Here is an 18,785-nt window from a genome sequence, read left to right on the forward strand (position 1 = left end):
TCTCAGAGAATAGCGCATAAAAAAAGACCGAAAATATTTTTCCGGTCGCAGAACATTCAATTATTCGGTTATTTAATTAGAAGAATAAGTTGAAAAAGTTCAAAGTTGCGCTTAACCAGTATTGAACAACACCACTAATGAATGACATGTACACCCCTCCTGTCTCTTTGTAACGTAATAATAACATAGAGTTTATTTTTTGTCATCTATTTTTTTCTAAAAAACCAAAATAAACTATTTTAAGCGTGTTTTATATGTGTGAATAGAAAATAAGTATGTTCTTTTAATTGAACTATCTTGTTGTCCAATTCAAAATGTTTCACATGAAACAAATGGAAGAATCTCATACCTAACGATAGCTACTATGTAGTAGATAGGAAATGACCGCATTAATTTCTATTAGTTATTTTACTCATAGCTCTCAGGTCCCTCTGTATTCAACATTCCATTCATCTTTTTTTGTGTAACAAAAATAATTCATCTATTTCGTCTCAAAAGGACTCGACTATTTTATTTCTAAATCCAATCAAATGAATAAATATTTTAAACCTATGCAAAAAAACAAACCGCATTTTTAGACAGTCATAACTGTTCAAAAATGCAATCTGCTTTATGAGCTATTTTAAATAAATACTATAGTTCTATTTCCAATGTAGAGGGACAATTGCTTCTCCAGAAAAATTGAAGTAGCCTTCGTCTGTATCACTTCTCGCGTTCCAACTGTATCTCAATTCTGTCGTATCACTGCTCAAGTTATTCCAACTCAAAATACCATTCTCACAAGTAAAACCCTCATCGTTCGATTCATACTCTACCTCAGTATCGCCAAAATGATTTGACAAAATAACCGGATCTACCAATTGATACTGAGTCATGCCATTTTTTAGAACAATTGTTTGGCTATATCGTGCTTCTTCCAAAATAGTCAAACTCGTTAGGTTAGTCAATGGATTTAGGACCGTTAAATCTAAAATCGGTCTAAGAGAAGTATCCCCTTCGTCCATGCCAACGCCCAATTCCAAATAAATTTCCTCCAGCTGATTCATATTTTGAAAAAAGTCAATAGAATACGCCGGGGCATGCCAATCTTTAAATTCTTTTAATTTAGTCAGCTTCTCCAATGGTCTATAGTCAACCGCTTCTGATCCTTCAGAAGCATACTCAGTAATATTCTCCAAATATTGAAGGCCTTCTAAACTATATGCACCTGATTCATCATCATACTTTCTTGTTAGATCTCTTAATACATCTTTTTCTATCAACCCGTATTCTTCGTAAATTTCATCTGAGCGAACACCACTCATGTGGGCAAGCATTTCTCTTAGATCATAATCAGGAATATACGCATAGGGAGAATGATCTCGATTTTCATTCCCATATTCTGCTGAAGCCAGCAGCCCATTTCCAACCGATATTGCTAAAAGACCCAAACCAACGACACTCAACAGTTTAAAACTTTTTTTCATTTCTTTATTCTCCTTTATTTTTTCATTTAGATTATAATTTTATCATAAAAATAAAACTAAAACTATATTTAAATAAAAATAAAGAACAATAAGTAATTTTTATCAGGATAATAAATAATAATTTGCGAAGCAACTAAAACTTGAAATAATTGATATTGATTCTAGCAAATAAAAATGACCTCTAGCAACTAGAAGTCATTTTTACTCGCTATCTCTTTATATGTTTAGATCTTTTTTGTCTCTACCTTCGCAATCTTCCCCTGTTCGATATAGTCTCAAGACTTGATATCATTAGAGTTCAAAGCAAGTTATATGGTAATATAAATAGAAAAATGACTGGTCTAACTAGTCATTTAAACTCAACTAAAATCAATAAGACGGAGTCAGAAACGGAGTCAAAAAATACCCGCTGAGAAAGCAAAACAGGACAAAGTCGATTTTGTCCTATTTCTTTTTAGAAATTACTAGCTTTAAAGCTTCCATGCCTTACCTTTACATCATCTTAAGTATAAATTCTATATGTACCCTTCTATCTAGTATCCTTACTTACAATAAATTTGGTATAGAAACCAGTATCTAAAAAGGATACATACAATAATTTATCATTATTTTTATCTTTCGTGATAATAACATCCCCATTAGAATATACTGAGGTTGTACTGATTGCTTTCACGTCTTTATAGTCTACGATTGTTCCATCTTTTGTTGTCGGCTTCCCTTCATAAAAATAAGTTACTTTTGTTCCCTTAATACGTAACTCAATAGGGTTATCTGTAGAACTTACACCGAACTCCCTATAAAATCCATCAAATTCACTTTTACTGCAACCACTTAATAGTAGTATTATTAAAATAACCGCTAACCCTATAAGCATTATTTTTGTATGTCCTTCTTGCTTCGTCATGGTGTACCCCCCTTTGGCTTTTTCTTATGCTGTATATAGGCAATAACACTAATACTGATTAAAGAGTATATAAGAACTTTTGAGAAGCTTATACCCCCGCTACTCTTATTGTCTTTTAATGGACTATCTGCCTTGTCAATACGAGTAAAATTTAACATGGCGCTATTACTACCACTAGCAATAACCATCTTTAAAGAACCATCTTTCGGGTTTGTAGCTTCTCCTAGTGAGATAAAAGTGCTTTTATCCTCGTTTGTGGCTTCTATAAGCTTTGTATTTTTTGTACTTGTATCTTTATAATTATATTCCACATATTGTGTTAAACGCAACTGAAAAAGGGGCCACTGGATGATTCAAAAAGGGGCCAAAAATTAGTTTAGCCATTTCTTTGTATCTTCTACACGAAAAGATGGACCACTGAGATCCAACACATGAGCCCGATGGGCCAAACGGTCCACCATTGCTGCTGTAAGCATTGGATCTTTAAAGGTTTCTTCCCAGCGATCGAAGGACAGGTTCGTCGTGATGATCATCGAGCCGGCAGTCGTTCGATTCGAGAGAAGATTAAAGAGAATCTCGCTTCCTATTTGATCAAATGACACATAACCTAATTCATCTAGAATAACTAAGTCGTATTTGCCAAACCGGCGCTTATAAAAATTCAACTGGTTCGCACTCATGGATTCTTTTAGTTCGATGACCAAGTTAGGGATATTCGTAAAGAGGACACTTTTTCCGGAAAGACAGGCTTCCATTCCGAGAACAGTTGCTAAATGGGTTTTCCCAACGCCAGGATTGCCCATTAAAATAAGATTCTCTTTTTGATCGATGAATCGTAATGTTTTCAACTCTTTGATTTGTTTCTTCATTTTCACTTCTAAATGACTGTCCATGTAGTCATCGAACGTCACTTTACTTGGCAATTTTGATTGACGAATCAGTGTTTGAATCCGATTGTTTTGCCGCTGTTCAATCTCTAACGTAAGCAGCTGTGTAAGAAACTCCTCAAAATTTTGATCCAGGTCGATCGCTTGCTGGAGTAAAGTGGAATAGTTTTTCTTCAGATAAGGTAATTTTAATTGCTTGGCATATGCTTCGATCATTTATTGGCCGCCTTTCTCACTTGGTGGATCAGATTATATTCCTGCAGTTGGTTTCTCGCTTCATTTACCGCTCGACTAGGTGGTGTTTTAGAGACCTTATGGTCTTTCAACGCTTCTTCTTCTAACTGGATGATCAATTGATCCAAAGAGATACTTAAATGATTTTCAATAAATTGAAGAAATCTACGCGGGGTCTTTTGATAATACTGAAGAAAACAATGCCGCAACTTAGGTGTCTTCTTCAAAACAAGCGAGTGTTCCAATGACTTAGGCTTCCGTAAAAAAGTCGTTAAATAATGACGAATATCGATCGAGTATTGCTTTTCTCCCTTCTGAATAAGGTGTGTCGCGATAATCTGGCTGGAACCGACAATTTTCAGTTCATTGAGATAACGTTTCACGATGACTTTCTGACCAACCAGATAATCTGGAACGGAATAGTAGTTGCCATTCACATGGACAAAACTATATTTATCTACGGTTTGCTTTGTAGTGATACCGTAGTCATAAAATCCTCGGAGCGGCTGTAATTGTGCCTGTTCCACAGCGATCGTCGAGTCTAAGTTTAATTCAAGTATAGCTTGATCTAAATGTTTTTGGGCATGTCCAATCGATTCAAACTCATACTGTTTTGTGAACGCTTTTCGGCGTAAAACCTGCACACTTTTCTCTACGTGTCCCTTTTCATGGCCGCTGAAGGGATTGGTCACCACTGGCTCAAAGCGATAATAAAGAGCCATTTTCACTAACTCGTCATTGAGTTCCTTCTCATGTCGGCCGACAAAGCGTTTCACTACGTTTCGCATATTGTCATAAACAACCGTAGAGTAAACACCCTGAAGCTGTTCAAAGAAACAAATATGGGCATCCAAGAAAACCTGTTGGTTGGCAGATTCATAGAGCTTTCCCCAGCGGTAACCAGAAGCTGGGCAAGAGAATACCGCGATCGTCAATGTTCTCTTTTGTTGGTTGATCAGACATTTTACTTCACCAAAATCAAACTCGGTTCGATAACCCAATGGGTAAAGCTGCTTGATATACGCCTCTTTTTTTGCTTGAAGTTTTTCTCGAATATATGGACGTAATGTACTCTGTCCAATATCAAACCCTTCTGATACCAACATTTCGTGAATCGCTACAGTGGTCAATCGTTGTTTATGAGGACCAAGCTGTTTGGCTTTTAATTGATCAAATGCGAGAATTTCTTCGACCCGTTGGTCGATTTCAGGTGTATATTTTCTAGGTTGCCTATTCTCTGTTTGATAAGTTGGTGGAGCCGTTAACTGCTCTTTTTTTATCGGATTGGCAGGATCTTGTTCCAATGATCGTTGTGCTGCTTGATACTGCCGCCAGTAACGACCAACAGTTTTTCGATTGAGACCCAGTTCTTTCGCAACAGAACGTTGAGAACGGCCACCTTCCAGCAGACGAATGATTGTTAATTTATCCATAAAAGTTATCACTCCAAGACCTCCAATAAGTAAATTGATTCTTTACTTATTGTGAGTTAGTAGTGGTCCCTTTTTCAACCATCGTTTCTATGAAAAGTGGCCCCTTTTTAAACTAGCATAAACACATATTGGTTACCCGCTAGAAAGTGTAAAGTATTTTTACTAATTTCCATATGGTACACTTGACCTTGTTCGTCGGTACTCTTCCAATACCCTTGTAGACTTTTACTATTGTTACCACAGCCAGCTAGTACAGCTATAACTGTTATTAGTATTATATATAATCCCATCTTTTTAATTTCCATATTCTTCGGTGCCTTTGTCATTACTAATTGCATTCTCTTGCCCCTCTCTGATTTCATATGTAAATGAAACATGCATATCATTTTTTTCATAAAAAACAACACTATTTAGTGATATAAACGGTCAAAATTAGCAAAAAACTACTTTATTGAAAATGACTATCTGAAACAGAAAAAACTATATATATCAACATTTATAAGAGTTTTTTGTTTCATTTCAGATAGCATTTAACATAGCCGGATTCGAAAACCCGAAGAAAAACACACCCCAAGTAACTTATTTGTAGTTACTGGAGGTGAATAGGTACGGTCAGAAAAGCACGGGGTGGGGTTATTCCCATGATTAAATACTATAAATTACAATCCCATCTATAGCCGTAATAATCACTTCACCTAATCCAACGTTATAGATGTTTATAGGCTTACCATCAGTTAAGAGACTAACTTCTATAGCTCCTGTTAGAAAATCATTGTAGTAGTCTTCGTTGCCATTTCCAGACATATAAAGCTGTAAGTTTTGAACTGTTGCTGACATTGATGGAATAAAATTCACTGTTGTTCCATCGTCTTCAATGTAGCATCCGAAATACTTCGCTTTAGCTTGAATCGGGTCAGCTGTGTCTAGGTTTTCATAGTATATAGTACCCAGATTAGCTGTTTCTAGTGTTGTAGTTTCTATAGTCTCTTCTCCAGACATCACTTGATATGATGATTCTACTGTACTAGTATTCGTAATCGATTCTAAGAATGTCCGACTTTCATTTGGTTCATCATTTGTAGATTTTATTACCTCCTTATTGTCCATCTTGCCACAGCCAGATAGTAATAAGACTATTAACAATGTACTGGCTAATAAGTACTTTTTCATCTACACTCACCTATTATTAAATTCTTCATAAAAAAGCTCATCTATTGATACATCTAAAATCTCCGATAACTGCTTCATTTGGAAAGGCTTAGGAACCGTTCGTCCAGTTTGCCATGAACTGATACACTGTTGTGTTACATCCATTTTTTCCGCTAATTCTATCTGAGAAATTCCTTTCGCTTCTCTAAATTGACTAAGCTTGCTACTCTTTTTCATCTGCTCACTCCTCAGTATCATTATAAACAACAACTTGATGTATTTCAACTCATTATATAGTTTTTCATTGTTTATTATCAATAAAAACAACAAGTTGTTGTATCATTACAAAAGAGAGGTGTATCGAATGAAACAAAAGCAATATGCTAAAACAATTAGAGAGAGACGCCGGGCTTTAGGGTGGACGCAGAAACAACTAGCTAAGAGAATCCATTCAACCCAGCAGGCTGTCACACGATGGGAGACTTCGGTAACCGAACCTAGCTTAGAAAGCTTAACAGCTCTCTCAAAGGCTTTGGGAACCCCTGTAAGCCATTTTCTGGATAAAGATGTAGTCGAATCAGAAGAAGAGTTTCTTGCTCTCTATCGCTCTCTAACCCTCGAAGATACAAAACAAACAATTGAGTATATGAAACTATTAAAAAAACAAGAAGCGGAAAGAACAACTTTCAAACCATAATAAAAAGCCGGAGTATCCTTCATAATTTGGAAACTCCGGCTTTATTTTATTTTCAAGCAATAGACAATGCTAAAAATATCGACATTGAAAAGATTGTGTTAATCTTCATTGTTTCGAAGCCGCTGTATCTTATCTCTCAATCGTCGTTTCTCTCTCATTACTGAATCAAGTTGAATACTTTCGTTCTCCGCAATCTCCTCTTCCGAAAATTTCATAAAAGCATACAGAAGTAGTTTGTCCTTCTCAGCAAGCTTATTCATTATAACCTCTTCCAACTCAATATCAGCTTGACAATCTACTGTGTTATCTTTCAAATTGCTATGTTTTTTTTCGAACTCCAAAAAAATCATAGGTTTTTTATACCTATTTATTCCAGACTTTCGACCTTTTTTTATTGCCGTTTTACTTTCTTCAGATAGATAGTTGTATCTTTCGTCGAACTCTTTCTGTATTTCTTTTTGATTTTTACCTATCTTACCTTCCTCTTCTTGAATATAATGCTTCATCGTTCTTGACCGAGCATTAGACACAATATTATTCATTGCTATCTGACTCTCCGGAGAGTTACTAAGTAAAAACCGTTCATATCCATCGTCAAAAATACTGTATCCTTGTTCAAAAAATCTTTGTTTCCCCAGCATCATTTCATCACAAAGCTGATGGTTAAACTCATCTTGAGTTCGTTTTTTATTCCAACAACCTTTTTCACCAGCTACAGTGTAAAGCTTTTTAAAAGAATACTGATAAAACTCAGAATGTCTAGCTTTCCATAAAAGCTTCTTCACTAATTTGTCATTAAGACTTCTTCTTTTTTTTAATTTTGGCAAATCTTTTTCCTTCTTTCTTGTCCGTTTTTTAGTTTTTGTATTCACTATTACTATGAAGGGTTACGAATAGTAACTCTGAATAGTATCTGCACTAGGTTACAATTAAGTAGCTATTTACCCCTCTTGTTCATTTACTAAATTTAAATACTTTTTGAGAACAGAGTTTAATTAGTTTTAAACAATAATTTTTAAAGAAGATAACCTCGGAGGAGCGTTCCTCACTCCTCCTCGGTCAAGCTGAAAGGTTGTTCGGGTTTGGGGTGAATAACCCCAAGGTCTTCAAGCTACTCTTATACCTTTTTACAAAGGCTACTCAGAGAAAAAAAGAATAATTACCGGAGTATATCTGATAATCAATATGTATGTTCATCTAAGAATTGAACAATGTCAGTTTTCTTATATAAGCACAGACCATCAATAGTGATTCGTTTCAGCCCCTTCTTACGTAACTTAGCTAGTGTGTTAACTGATATCCCACCTAGAAAAATTCTAGTTTCTTCTGTAGTAAGATACTCTCCATACCGGTTAGTCAAGTCAGACATTCCTCCAATTACCTCACTAACTCCGGATACAATCTCCATCACTAGCTCATTCATATCTACATCTACAACCATTCCCATTTATTTACCTCCCTCCCAAAAAATTAACTACTTAAAAAAACAAATAATCATAATTACATATTAAACCCACAGGTGTTGACTTGCAACCCAAAAATTGAAAAAAACCTTTAAAATAAGCATTTATTGATGATAGACAATAGAACAAGAATCAAAAATCTCATACCTTCGCTTTATTGGTAAATAACAATAAAATAGATAAATACATATTTTTTATTTACTTAGTAAATATTTTGTGTTATCCTGTTGTTGAGGTGATAATTTTGAACATTTTAACTGGAGAGAAACTTTATGATTTAAAAGCCGTAGGTAAACGTATTCGAGAAATTCGTGGTGATTATACGTTAGAAGATTTCGGTTTTCTTGCTGATCGGACTAGTAAAGCAGCTGTGTATAATTGGGAAAATGGAAAAAGCCTTCCCAATAAGGAGAGGCTAAAAATTATAGCTTTGCTTGGAAAAACGACTGTCGAATGGGTTTTATATGGAAATATAGATGAATATATCTCTTCTTTATTCCTTGTCAATTCAAAACCCTATGCCAGTATAAAAGACCTGTATATAAAGTTAGGTCACGAAAAACTCTTTGACATGTATGAAATGGCTATGCCGGATATAAAGCAATCAATAATTGATAAAGTAGTTGAAAAAGCTAGGCTAAGTAATTGGAGCTACTCAGACACACATCACATTACAGATTCATTTTTAATAGTTGCAGATAGCTTGCTAAAGAGAAATCGGTACATAGATAACCTACCGCCAAACATCAAAGAATTGTTATCAGCAATTGAACAGCAAAAGCTAACAGATGATGAATTAGACTCTTTACTGACTACTATCCGGAGTTACTTCAAAAATTAAGATAAGAAGAATTTAATTCGAAAGGTGGGATGCAATGAAAAGTAGCCTGTAAACTCTCTCAGCGGGTTTTATGGCTTCTCAAGGAGGAAAAACAATGGCAACATTTAAAACGTATAAAAAGAAAGATGGATCAACTAGATGGCTCTACAAAGTTTATCTGGGCAAAGACCCTATAACTGGAAAAGAGATAAGAACTACACGAAGAGATTTCCAAACAAAGAAGGAAGCTTCTCTGGATTTAGCTCGGTTACAATTAGAAATTGAATCTAACGGTATCGGTAACCGGAATACTGTAAAAACCTACCAAGAGCTTTATGAACTATGGATGAGTCAACACAAAGAGAATATTCGAAATACAACAGAGCAACGGATTAGAAATTACTTTAAAAATCAAATTCTTCCATACTTCGGTAAACTTAAATTAGATACGATTACACCGACAATGTGCCAAAAAATACTATCTGAATGGGCAAAGAAATATAAAGCTTTTCAGAAAGTAAAGAGCTATGCTTCCCAAGTCTTCAAATACGGTATATTAATTGGTGTGATTAAGGACAATCCCATGGAACGCACGGTTACACCTAAATCCAAAACAAAGTCTTCTAAATCAATAGATGAAGTTTACACTAAAGAAGAACTTCAACAATTTTTCAATTGTCTCGAAGAACTAAAAGACGAACGTGCAATTGCATTTTTTAGACTAGCTTCCTACACCGGTGCCAGAAAGGGTGAAATACTTGGCTTAACATGGAAGGATATAGACTTCGAAGCAAAGACTATATCTTTTAACAAGACACTTATTGAACTATCAGATGGCTCTTTGCATTTGAATCCCACTAAAACTGATAAATCTAATCGGGTAATCACTATTGATGATGGTACTATAGTCATTTTAAAAAAATGGAAACGGTCTGTAATCAAAAAAAATCTATCACGTGGTATCCGAATAGATAATATGGAAGACGTTCCGGTAATTAGTACCATTAAAGCTAATAAAAAAAGGGACTTCCTATATAAAGCCTATCCGAATCATGTAATGGATAAGGTGGTTAGGAAGTTCCCTGATATGAAAATTATTAAGGTACACGGCTTTAGAAAGACTCACGCCAGTTTGTTATTTGAAGCCGGAGCACAGATAAAAGACGTTCAAGATCGTTTAGGTCACTCTTCTTCTAAAACGACAATGGATATCTACATTCAAGTATCTCAAAATCGACAAGAGGAGACTGTAGAAATGTTCTCTTCCTTCATGAACGGGTGACCGACGGAGTCAAAACCGAGGTCAATTGATAGTATGAGTGTTCAGCAACCACTATAAATCCTTTGGTACCAAGGGATTACGGCTGTACCTTCGCTATCTTTCCTTGTTCGATATACACCATCAAAATACTAAGGTCTGCTGGATTTACACCACTGATTCGGCTTGCTTGAGCAATGGTTTCCGGTTGGATTTTCTGCAGCTTTTGTCTTGCTTCTGTAGCCAATCCATTGATTGCTTCGTAATCGATATTTTCCGGAATCCGTTTTGCTTCCATTCGTTTTAGCTTCTCTACTTTTTCAAGAGCTTTTTTGATATATCCTTCATACTTAAGTTGAATTTCAACCTGTTCAATTACTTTATCTGTCAGTGGTTCATCAGGCATAGCGATGAACTGCTGAACCTCGTGATACGTCATTTCGGGACGTTTTAAGAAATCTCCAGCAAGAACACCATCCTTCAACGGAACAGAGCCCTTCTCGACTAAGAAAGCCTGTACAGCCTCAGTAGGTTTTACTCTCACTGTATTCAGACGCTTGATCTCTTTTTCTACAGCTTCTTTTTTAGCCAGATATGCGTGATATTGCTCTTCTTTAACCAATCCGATCCCGTGCCCTTTTTCTGTTAAACGCAAATCGGCATTATCATGGCGCAGAATCAAACGATATTCGGCACGTGATGTCAACAAGCGATACGGTTCATTGGTCCCTTTTGTAACCAAATCATCAATCATTACACCAATATAACCATCGCTACGCTTCATCACAAAAGGTTCTTTGCCTTGCACTTTTAATGCTGCATTGATTCCGGCAATCAGTCCTTGCCCAGCAGCTTCTTCATACCCACTCGTGCCGTTCGTCTGACCGGCAGTGAATAAATTCTCGATCACTTTCGTTTCTAAAGTCGGACGTAATTGATGAGGAACAACAACATCATATTCGATTGCATAACCAGTACGCATCACTTCTGCTTTTTCCAGTCCGGCAATCGAATGTAAGACATCGGTTTGTACATCCTCAGGCATCGAAGTGGATAAGCCTTGTACGTAGACTTCCTCTGTGTTCAGTCCTTCTGGCTCTAAGAATAACTGATGACGTGGTTTATCAGAAAATCGAACGATTTTATCTTCAATAGAAGGACAATAACGAGCCCCTACCCCTTCAACAATCCCTGTAAACATGGGCGCACGATGTAGATTATTCTGAATAATCTCATGTGTCCCCTCATTAGTATAGGTCAACCAACAAGAACGCTGCTCCATATTGTAGGCACTGTCCGGCGTACTGAAGCTGAAATGATTGGGTACTTCATCGCCTGGTTGCTCCTCTGTCACAGAATAATCGATACTGCTTGACTTAACTCGTGGTGGAGTTCCTGTTTTGAAACGATCCATTTCAAGTCCAAGTTCTTTCAAATGATCAGCCAATCCGATAGATGGCAGTGAATTATTCGGTCCAGAAGAATACTTCAATTCACCGATAATAATTTCGCCCCGCAATGCAGTTCCCGCTGTAATAATTACTGCTTTACTTTGATATTTTGCACCTGTAGAAGTCACGACACCCTGACAGATTCCGTTTTCTACAATTAGCTGTTCTACAATCCCCTGACGCAGTGTTAGATTTTCCGTCCGTTCGATCGTATGCTTCATTTCAGAGGCGTAAGCGTGCTTATCTGCTTGCGCACGCAAGGCACGAACAGCCGGGCCTTTCCCAGTATTCAGCATCCGCATTTGAATATATGTTTTGTCGATGTTACGGCCCATTTCTCCGCCCAATGCATCGATTTCTCTTACAACGACACCCTTTGCCGGTCCTCCAACAGAAGGATTGCAAGGCATAAAAGCGACCATATCCAAGTTGATCGTCAGCAGCAGTGTCTTACTGCCCATACGCGCAGCAGCCAACGCAGCTTCCGATCCAGCATGTCCTGCGCCGACTACGATAACATCATAGGTTTCTGCATTAAATTGATTCATCCAAATTGATTCTCCTTCTTTATTTTCCTAGACAGAACTGACTAAACAGCTGTGTTATCAGCTCATCTTGTACACTATCTCCAACGATTTCTCCTAAATAATCCCAACAGCGAGTCATGTCGATCTGTACTAGATCGACAGGCATTCCAGCCTGAATGCCACGAATGACCTCATCTAAGGATAGAACAGCCTGATCCAATAAAGCGATATGACGAGTATTCGAGACATAAGTCGCATCCTTCTCCCCGGTTTCACCACCGAAAAACAGATCGGCTATTTTCAGCTCTAACTGCTCCATTCCTGTACTTGATAATACTGAGACCGGTAAGATTTCTTCATTTTCTGCTAATTGGTTTAATTCGGATTTATCCATCTGTGATGGTAGATCCATTTTGTTCAGTAAAATGATCCGTTTTAACCCATCTGTTGCTGCCAATAGTTGCTTGTCTTCCTCCGTTAGTGCTTCATTTTGATTCAGCACCAACAAGATCAGATCAGATTCAGCCAACGCTTTACGGCTGCGTTCTACACCGATTCGCTCCACGATATCCTCTGTTTCACGTATTCCAGCTGTATCGATCAGTTTTAACGGGACACCGCGAACATTGACATATTCTTCAATCACATCGCGTGTTGTTCCGGCGATATCTGTAACAATCGCCTTTTCCTCCTGTAATAAATGATTCAAGAGACTTGATTTACCAACATTCGGACGCCCAATGATTGCTGTACTCAGTCCCTCGCGCAAGATTTTCCCTTGCTTAGCTGTTGTCAGCAGTCCTTCGATCTGAGCTTTGACAAATTCAGCCTTTTCCAACAAAAGCTTCGTCGTCAGCTCTTCTACATCATCATACTCAGGATAATCGATGTTCACTTCTACTTGAGCCAACGTCTCTAAAATTTCCTGACGTAGTGTTCGAATCAAACCGGAAAGATTGCCATCAAGCTGATGTAACGCCACCTGCATCGCTTTATCTGTTTTTGCACGAATCAAATCCATTACCGCTTCAGCCTGAGACAAGTCCATCCGTCCATTCAAAAAGGCCCGTTTCGTAAATTCACCTGGTTCAGCTAAACGCGCACCCTCTCTTAGCAAAAGCTGGAGCAGTTGATTTACAACAACTATTCCACCATGACAATTGATCTCGACAACATCTTCTCGAGTAAATGTTTTAGGCGCTCGCATTACTGAAACCATTACTTCATCAAGTAATTCTGTATTTTTTGGATCAACAATATGTCCATAATGAATCGTATGGGAGGAAACATCACTTAATGATTTCGCTCCGGCACGATATACCTTATCTGCAATAGCAATCGCCTCGTCACCACTCAATCGAACGATACTGATTGCTCCTTCTCCGGGAGGCGTAGAAATAGCGGCGATTGTATCAAATTCCAATGTCACTTGCTGCATGCTGTTCTTCCTTTCTATAGTTGACCCTTTAAAAATTTCTATGTATGTGATCGTGTAAAAAATTGTTGCTTACTCGTTCTAATGATACAAGAACATCTAATAGCCTGATACACCCAACGAAAATCATGTGGAGGATCATCACTCATATCTCTAAAAGTGAATGAATCGTTGTCCTTAGTCGATTTTTCGTAAAGTCAAAAACAGTTATTCCCATTTTAAACTACAAAAAAAGCGCCCACTCCACCCCTTGTTATGGGCGGATTTAGCACTTTGACTGCTTGATCCATCTGTTTTTTACAGGACATAGAATAGCACATTTTTACTCCAATGGCAACTTCAAAAATGTGAAGACATGGCTCCAAAGACTCATCTCTCCAGACTATTTTCGTTCTTTGTCACCTCCTCAATCACTTTTGATGATTATTTTCTCTTTCATTATCTATTAACTTTGCTTTTCTCACACCATATCATTACAATAGGGATAAGGAAACAACAAAGGAGGAGAAAAGTATGCCTTTTTCAAGTAAAAAAGACAGTGAACGTGAACGTACAATCATGGAAAATCGATTCAACAGCATTACATTATCTACAGGAAATGTAAATAAGAAATATATTCTGCGCGATATTATTTTTGCGACTGATTTAGTGGAAATCGATCTATTTTCTGAGGAAACCAATCCAAACGAAGTTTTCCAGAATGTCTGCAAAAAATTAAAGCAAATGGCTTTTGAATATGAAGCTGATGCGGTCATCAACTGCCATTTCGAAGAAAAATTCATCGAAAAAGATGAAAAAAAATATGTTGAAATTTTCGCTTACGGAACAGTTGTTCAATTCACACAAACAACGATCGGTTAATCTGAGCTTACAAAGCAGCCTGTGGCATTAAGTGCCACAGGCTGCTTTATTATAATACTTCCTCAACCATTGGCGGACTTTCCGTTTTTCACGTTTCTACAAATAAAACAAAAAAATACCCGATCTAAGAAGGATCGGGCTGGGAGAAGCATTACTGCTTCAACTACTTTATCATCGTATTTGTGTACGCTGATAAGAATGATTTCGTATAAAATATACTTCGTTTACTCACTTTTGTCAATGCGTTTTGGTCGAATACTGTGAATGTCACAGATTTGACATCTTTTTTTCAACAAGAACACCACAAAATTTTTATAGGTATTTTCAAGAAAATATGGACGAAATTTACAGGAAGAGGTACGATAAACAACAATAAGAGGAGGAATGGTATGCTGAATACAGTAGATATGCACTGTGATACAATCATGAAAGTTTACCAAAGTAAACAAGAGGGAACCTACGAAAAGCTTCGAAAAAATACCTTTCAAATCGATCAAAAAAAACTGATCGAAGGAGGCTATCTGCTTCAAAATTTTGCTTTATTTATGGATATAAAGGATACAGAAGATCCTTATCAGACCTGCAAAGAGATGGTTCAATGCTTTTATGATGAAATGGAAGACAACAAAGACTGGATTCTTCCTGTTACGACCTATCAAGAAATCATGGCAAATCAGCAAAATGGAAAGCTCAGCGCGATGCTCACTATGGAGGAAGGAGCACCAATTAGGGGAGAGCTCAACAAGCTAGAGGAATTTTACCAAGCTGGCGTACGAATGATGACTTTAACTTGGAATTATCCAAATGAGATTGGCTATCCCAATGCTGCCTTTTTCGATGAGCAGTCACAGCTCCTTTCAATAAAACAAAAGGGATTGACAGAGCAAGGAATTGCGATTGTTCAACGCATGGAACAGTTGGGAATGATCATCGATGTCTCGCACGGCTCTGATCAGCTGGTAGAAGATATCCTGACCTATACACAAAAACCATTTGTGGCCAGTCACTCCAATGCACGCGCTATTTGCCCTCATTTTCGTAATCTGCCGGATCATCTAATCAAGAAAATCGCCGATCGTGGTGGTGTCATTGGGATGAATTATTGTGACCTCTTCGTTACTAACAATGACAGCGAAACTTTGATTGATGGGTTAGTAAAACACATCAAACATTTCCAAACTGTTGGCGGTATCGACTGTATTGGATTGGGCTCCGATTTTGATGGGATTCCTATCACACAGGAGCTACCGGACGCTTCTGCTGTCAATAAGCTGTATCAAGCATTGGTTCGCGAAGGTTTTTCCAGTGATGAGTTAGAGAAAATATTTTCCAGTAATGTACTAAGAGTATATAAAGATGTTCTTCGTTGATGAAATGGAACCATGCAAAAAGCACAGCAAATGGATTTTGTTCCAATTACTGTGCTTTTCTTTTAGTATTAGTAATACTTCTTCACAGGCTCAACAACCAAGTAACGGTAAGGTTCATCGCCCTCTGAATGGGTTTTGATATACTCATCTTTACTCAGTGTAAAGTGGATTTGTTTCCTTTCAAAGGCAGGCATTGGTTCTAAGAATACCGGTTGTCCTGTACGTTTCACTTTCTCAGCCGTACGCTCAGCCAAACGCTTTAATATTGCCTGACGTTTTTCGCGGTAATCTCCAACATTGACAACAACTGACAGTTTGTTAGATGCCGCACGATGAATAAACACTTGTGCCAGATATTGCATCGCATTCAACACTTTCCCATGCTTCCCAATAAGAATCCCAGGCTTCTCTGTATCCAAATGGAAAATCATGTTGTCAGCCGTACGTTCAAGCCGAACCATCGCAGGAGCATTCAGCTCTTTTGAGATGTTTGTCAGATAGAGGGCCAATTCAGTAATCGCCTCATCGTCAGTTAAATCTTCCAGCACCGTTTTTTGCTCTGTTGCTGAAGAAGGTGTTACATTCACTGTCTGTTCAACAGCATCCTTCATTTCCAGCTCTTCATCCGCAGCAACGACAGCTTCTACTGTTTCTTCAACTGCTTCTGATACCTGCTCACTGACAGTTGCTTCGATGGAAACCTGAGCAGCTTTTTTTCCGAATCCAAGAAACCCTTTTTTACCTTCAGACAAAACAGTGATTTCTACAGCATCCCTTTTCAGCTGCAAAGCTCGCAACCCATTGGCAGTTGCTTCTTCGACCGTATTCCCTTCATAAACCGGCATGTCAAAACCTCCTCTATTTTAGCGCTTTTTCGTTCTTTTTTTCTTAGGATTTTTTGCTTTCTCCAGAGCTCTTTCAAGCTCTTTCTGTTGTTTTATCTTTTCAGCACGTTCTGCTCTAATCTTGAAAGGATTGTTGAGCAGTAAAGTCTGACCTACTGAGAATGCATTGGAGATCACCCAGTACAGAGACAGACCACTTGCCAAGCTCAGCCCCATCATAAAAATCATTACCGGCATAACATAGTTCATGATTTTCAATGAAGCATTTGATTCTATTTGACTCATACTCGTTAAGTAGCTACTGGCAAAAGTAAAGACAGCTGCCAAAATTGGCAAAATCAGGTATGGGTCTGGAGAGGCTAGGTTCAACCAAAGGAAGCTTCCCTCTTTCAATTCCGGTACACGTGAAATCGATTGATACAATGCCATCATGATTGGCATTTGAACTAAGAGTGGTAAACAGCCCGCATAAGGATTCACACCATGTTCAGAATATAAACGTTGCTGCTCTTCTTTGAACAGACGTTGCGTTTCTGGATCTTTTGACGCATATTTTTCCTGCAGAGCTTTCATCTGTGGTTGTAGTTCTTGTGTCTTCCGCATACTCTTTGTCTGGAAATGCATTAGTGGAAGTAGGATAACCCGAATGACCAGAGTAAAGAGAATGATCCCTATCCCGGTATTTCCTCCAACTGATAGAAATTTAATCGCTTCAGCGAAATAATAGACAATATAGCGATCCCAGATTCCTGTGCTGCTTTCACTGATCGGCGCTGTACCACAGGCAGATAAAACAAAGACCAACATGACCAGACCGGCCATCAATAATAGACGCTTATACTTTTTCACAAATCTATTCCTCTCTCATTTCAAAATTTTTGCAAGTTTTAACACGTGCGTTAAGTTCGTCATGACTTCTTCTGAAGACAGCTCTTCAACTCCTTGCCTTGCGATGACAATAAAATCATAAGATGACTCTATTTCGTCCTTCAACGCATGGACAGAGGCACGTATCTTCCTCTTTACAGCATTTCTTGTCACGGCGTTCCCAATTTTTTTCCCTACAGAGATCCCAACACGAAAATGCTCTTGATCTCGTTCTAATACATAGACAACAAATCGTCGATTCGCACAGGACTGCCTCTTTAAGAAGACATCTTGAAATTCTTTTTCTTTCTTTACCCGATAGGATTTTTTCATCTGCATCCCTTGTTTCTCTTCTTTTTACTTACCATACAATGATAGCATATTACCAATTTTTTTTTTAGAGTTTCTTTACTACAAAAAAAGCCAAAAAATTTTTAAGGTCTGTTTGATAATTTCAACAGTTTTAGGTTTTTCAAGTACCTTTACAGAAATCAAGGAACACGACTCCATTTATAAGATACATAAGCGAGTTGCCCGTTTCACTGTTTAGATAATTAGCAGAGATCTTTTCAAAGATCATTCCCTGAAAGAAGCTAATTTACTCAACTTTTGGGAATACTTTACACAACTATTCACCACTAGGTTTTTCAAATATGCCCCAACAAAAAATTAGCAAAGTTTTTTTATGACTTCAACTGTATATATTATCATTATCAGCGAATTTTTTCATCTGTTATTTCGATTCCTTATAGTGAAAAAGAACCCTTTATTATCTCTACATCAACTGTGTTGTATAAGATAATAAAGGGCTCTTTATTTATAAGCGTTATAAAAAGTTGATTTACTATTACGCTGAAATTACTTTTCTACCTTTACGACGTCTGCTTGCTAATACGCGACGACCGTTTTTAGTACTCATACGTTTACGAAATCCGTGTACTTTTTGACGTTTACGTTTATTTGGCTGATATGTTCTTTTCATTCTGATTCCACCTCCTGGATTGCCACCTATCCATCTATAATATAGACATACTTTGATAGTATAACGAATGAGGCCCCAATTTGTCAATAAATCTTAGAGAAATAATTCCTGATTTTTGAATTAAAAAGGAATAAAA

Annotated in this window: 20 protein-coding genes; 5 read left to right on the forward strand and 15 right to left on the reverse strand. The window is 37.5% G+C overall.

Going from position 1 to position 18,785, the window contains the following annotated elements; all coding sequences use genetic code 11:
• Positions 1–641: 641 nt before the first annotated feature.
• The 7 genes from A5888_RS12715 to A5888_RS12745 all read right to left on the reverse strand — a co-directional run bounded on the left by A5888_RS12715 (position 642) and on the right by A5888_RS12745 (position 6,310).
• Complete coding sequence (locus A5888_RS12715; RefSeq protein ID WP_339101639.1) at positions 642–1,466, reverse strand: hypothetical protein; 825 nt, start codon at positions 1,464–1,466, stop codon at positions 642–644.
• Between the two features lie 529 nt (positions 1,467–1,995).
• Positions 1,996–2,370, reverse strand: coding sequence for a hypothetical protein (locus tag A5888_RS12720; RefSeq protein WP_339101640.1), 375 nt, complete (start codon positions 2,368–2,370; stop codon positions 1,996–1,998).
• Positions 2,367–2,699, reverse strand: a complete 333-nt coding sequence (locus A5888_RS12725; protein ID WP_339101641.1) for a hypothetical protein — start codon at positions 2,697–2,699, stop codon at positions 2,367–2,369. The genes A5888_RS12720 and A5888_RS12725 overlap by 4 nt, the downstream gene beginning before the upstream one ends.
• Before the next feature lie 42 nt (positions 2,700–2,741).
• Entirely contained in the window at positions 2,742–3,473 is a 732-nt protein-coding gene (gene istB, locus A5888_RS12730) for an IS21-like element helper ATPase IstB (RefSeq protein WP_086347227.1), read from the reverse strand.
• Positions 3,470–4,924 (reverse strand): IS21 family transposase, encoded by a 1,455-nt coding sequence (gene istA, locus A5888_RS12735; protein ID WP_086348506.1) that lies wholly within the window; start codon positions 4,922–4,924, stop codon positions 3,470–3,472. Before istA ends, istB begins: the two co-directional genes overlap by 4 nt.
• Positions 4,925–5,569: 645 nt before the next feature.
• The gene (locus tag A5888_RS12740) at positions 5,570–6,094 is read right to left on the reverse strand and encodes a hypothetical protein (protein ID WP_086348427.1); all 525 of its coding nucleotides are present in this window, start codon (positions 6,092–6,094) and stop codon (positions 5,570–5,572) included.
• A gap of 6 nt (positions 6,095–6,100) precedes the next feature.
• Positions 6,101–6,310 (reverse strand): helix-turn-helix transcriptional regulator, encoded by a 210-nt coding sequence (locus A5888_RS12745; protein ID WP_086348428.1) that lies wholly within the window; start codon positions 6,308–6,310, stop codon positions 6,101–6,103.
• A gap of 127 nt (positions 6,311–6,437) precedes the next feature.
• On the opposite strand from A5888_RS12745, the gene A5888_RS12750 reads away from it, so the two are divergent.
• Entirely contained in the window at positions 6,438–6,770 is a 333-nt protein-coding gene (locus A5888_RS12750) for a helix-turn-helix domain-containing protein (protein ID WP_086348429.1), read from the forward strand.
• Positions 6,771–6,868: 98 nt separating this feature from the next.
• On the opposite strand, the gene A5888_RS12755 is transcribed toward A5888_RS12750, so the two are convergent.
• Both A5888_RS12755 and A5888_RS12760 read right to left on the reverse strand, forming a co-directional pair.
• Complete coding sequence (locus tag A5888_RS12755) at positions 6,869–7,597, reverse strand: hypothetical protein (RefSeq protein WP_339101642.1); 729 nt, start codon at positions 7,595–7,597, stop codon at positions 6,869–6,871.
• A 353-nt stretch (positions 7,598–7,950) separates the two neighbouring features.
• Positions 7,951–8,217: a DNA-binding protein gene (locus A5888_RS12760; protein ID WP_249274442.1), complete on the reverse strand. Its 267-nt coding sequence runs from the start codon at positions 8,215–8,217 to the stop codon at positions 7,951–7,953.
• Between the two features lie 260 nt (positions 8,218–8,477).
• On the opposite strand from A5888_RS12760, the gene A5888_RS12765 reads away from it, so the two are divergent.
• Positions 8,478–9,074 carry a helix-turn-helix domain-containing protein gene (locus tag A5888_RS12765; RefSeq protein ID WP_170924727.1) on the forward strand — a complete coding sequence of 199 codons (597 nt, stop codon included), beginning with the start codon at positions 8,478–8,480 and terminating at the stop codon, positions 9,072–9,074.
• A 94-nt stretch (positions 9,075–9,168) separates the two neighbouring features.
• Positions 9,169–10,335, forward strand: coding sequence for a tyrosine-type recombinase/integrase (locus A5888_RS12770; protein WP_086348433.1), 1,167 nt, complete (start codon positions 9,169–9,171; stop codon positions 10,333–10,335).
• A gap of 76 nt (positions 10,336–10,411) precedes the next feature.
• Here A5888_RS12770 and mnmG read toward each other — a convergent pair whose 3' ends face one another.
• Positions 10,412–12,310: a tRNA uridine-5-carboxymethylaminomethyl(34) synthesis enzyme MnmG gene (gene mnmG / locus A5888_RS12775; protein WP_086348434.1), complete on the reverse strand. Its 1,899-nt coding sequence runs from the start codon at positions 12,308–12,310 to the stop codon at positions 10,412–10,414.
• 19 nt (positions 12,311–12,329) lie between these two features.
• On the reverse strand, positions 12,330–13,727 hold the full coding sequence (gene mnmE / locus A5888_RS12780) for a tRNA uridine-5-carboxymethylaminomethyl(34) synthesis GTPase MnmE (protein WP_086348435.1): 1,398 nt from the start codon (positions 13,725–13,727) through the stop codon (positions 12,330–12,332).
• A gap of 510 nt (positions 13,728–14,237) precedes the next feature.
• Between mnmE and A5888_RS12785 the strand changes: the two genes are divergently transcribed.
• Together A5888_RS12785 and A5888_RS12790 are read left to right on the forward strand one after the other, a co-directional pair.
• The gene (locus tag A5888_RS12785) at positions 14,238–14,585 is read left to right on the forward strand and encodes a heavy metal-binding domain-containing protein (protein ID WP_422389724.1); all 348 of its coding nucleotides are present in this window, start codon (positions 14,238–14,240) and stop codon (positions 14,583–14,585) included.
• Positions 14,586–14,974: 389 nt separating this feature from the next.
• Positions 14,975–15,955, forward strand: a complete 981-nt coding sequence (locus A5888_RS12790) for a dipeptidase (protein WP_249274443.1) — start codon at positions 14,975–14,977, stop codon at positions 15,953–15,955.
• Positions 15,956–16,023: 68 nt separating this feature from the next.
• Here A5888_RS12790 and jag read toward each other — a convergent pair whose 3' ends face one another.
• From jag to rpmH, 4 genes are all read right to left on the reverse strand, one after another.
• Positions 16,024–16,800 (reverse strand): RNA-binding cell elongation regulator Jag/EloR, encoded by a 777-nt coding sequence (gene jag / locus A5888_RS12795; RefSeq protein WP_086348436.1) that lies wholly within the window; start codon positions 16,798–16,800, stop codon positions 16,024–16,026.
• 18 nt (positions 16,801–16,818) lie between these two features.
• Entirely contained in the window at positions 16,819–17,649 is an 831-nt protein-coding gene (locus tag A5888_RS12800; protein ID WP_086348437.1) for a YidC/Oxa1 family membrane protein insertase, read from the reverse strand.
• Between the two features lie 15 nt (positions 17,650–17,664).
• The gene (gene rnpA / locus A5888_RS12805; RefSeq protein WP_086348906.1) at positions 17,665–18,000 is read right to left on the reverse strand and encodes a ribonuclease P protein component; all 336 of its coding nucleotides are present in this window, start codon (positions 17,998–18,000) and stop codon (positions 17,665–17,667) included.
• 514 nt (positions 18,001–18,514) lie between these two features.
• Entirely contained in the window at positions 18,515–18,649 is a 135-nt protein-coding gene (rpmH, locus tag A5888_RS12810) for a 50S ribosomal protein L34 (RefSeq protein ID WP_002356012.1), read from the reverse strand.
• Positions 18,650–18,785: the final 136 nt, after the last annotated feature.

This window comes from Enterococcus sp. 9E7_DIV0242 (genome assembly GCF_002140975.2).
Taxonomy (GTDB): domain Bacteria; phylum Bacillota; class Bacilli; order Lactobacillales; family Enterococcaceae; genus Enterococcus_L; species Enterococcus_L clewellii.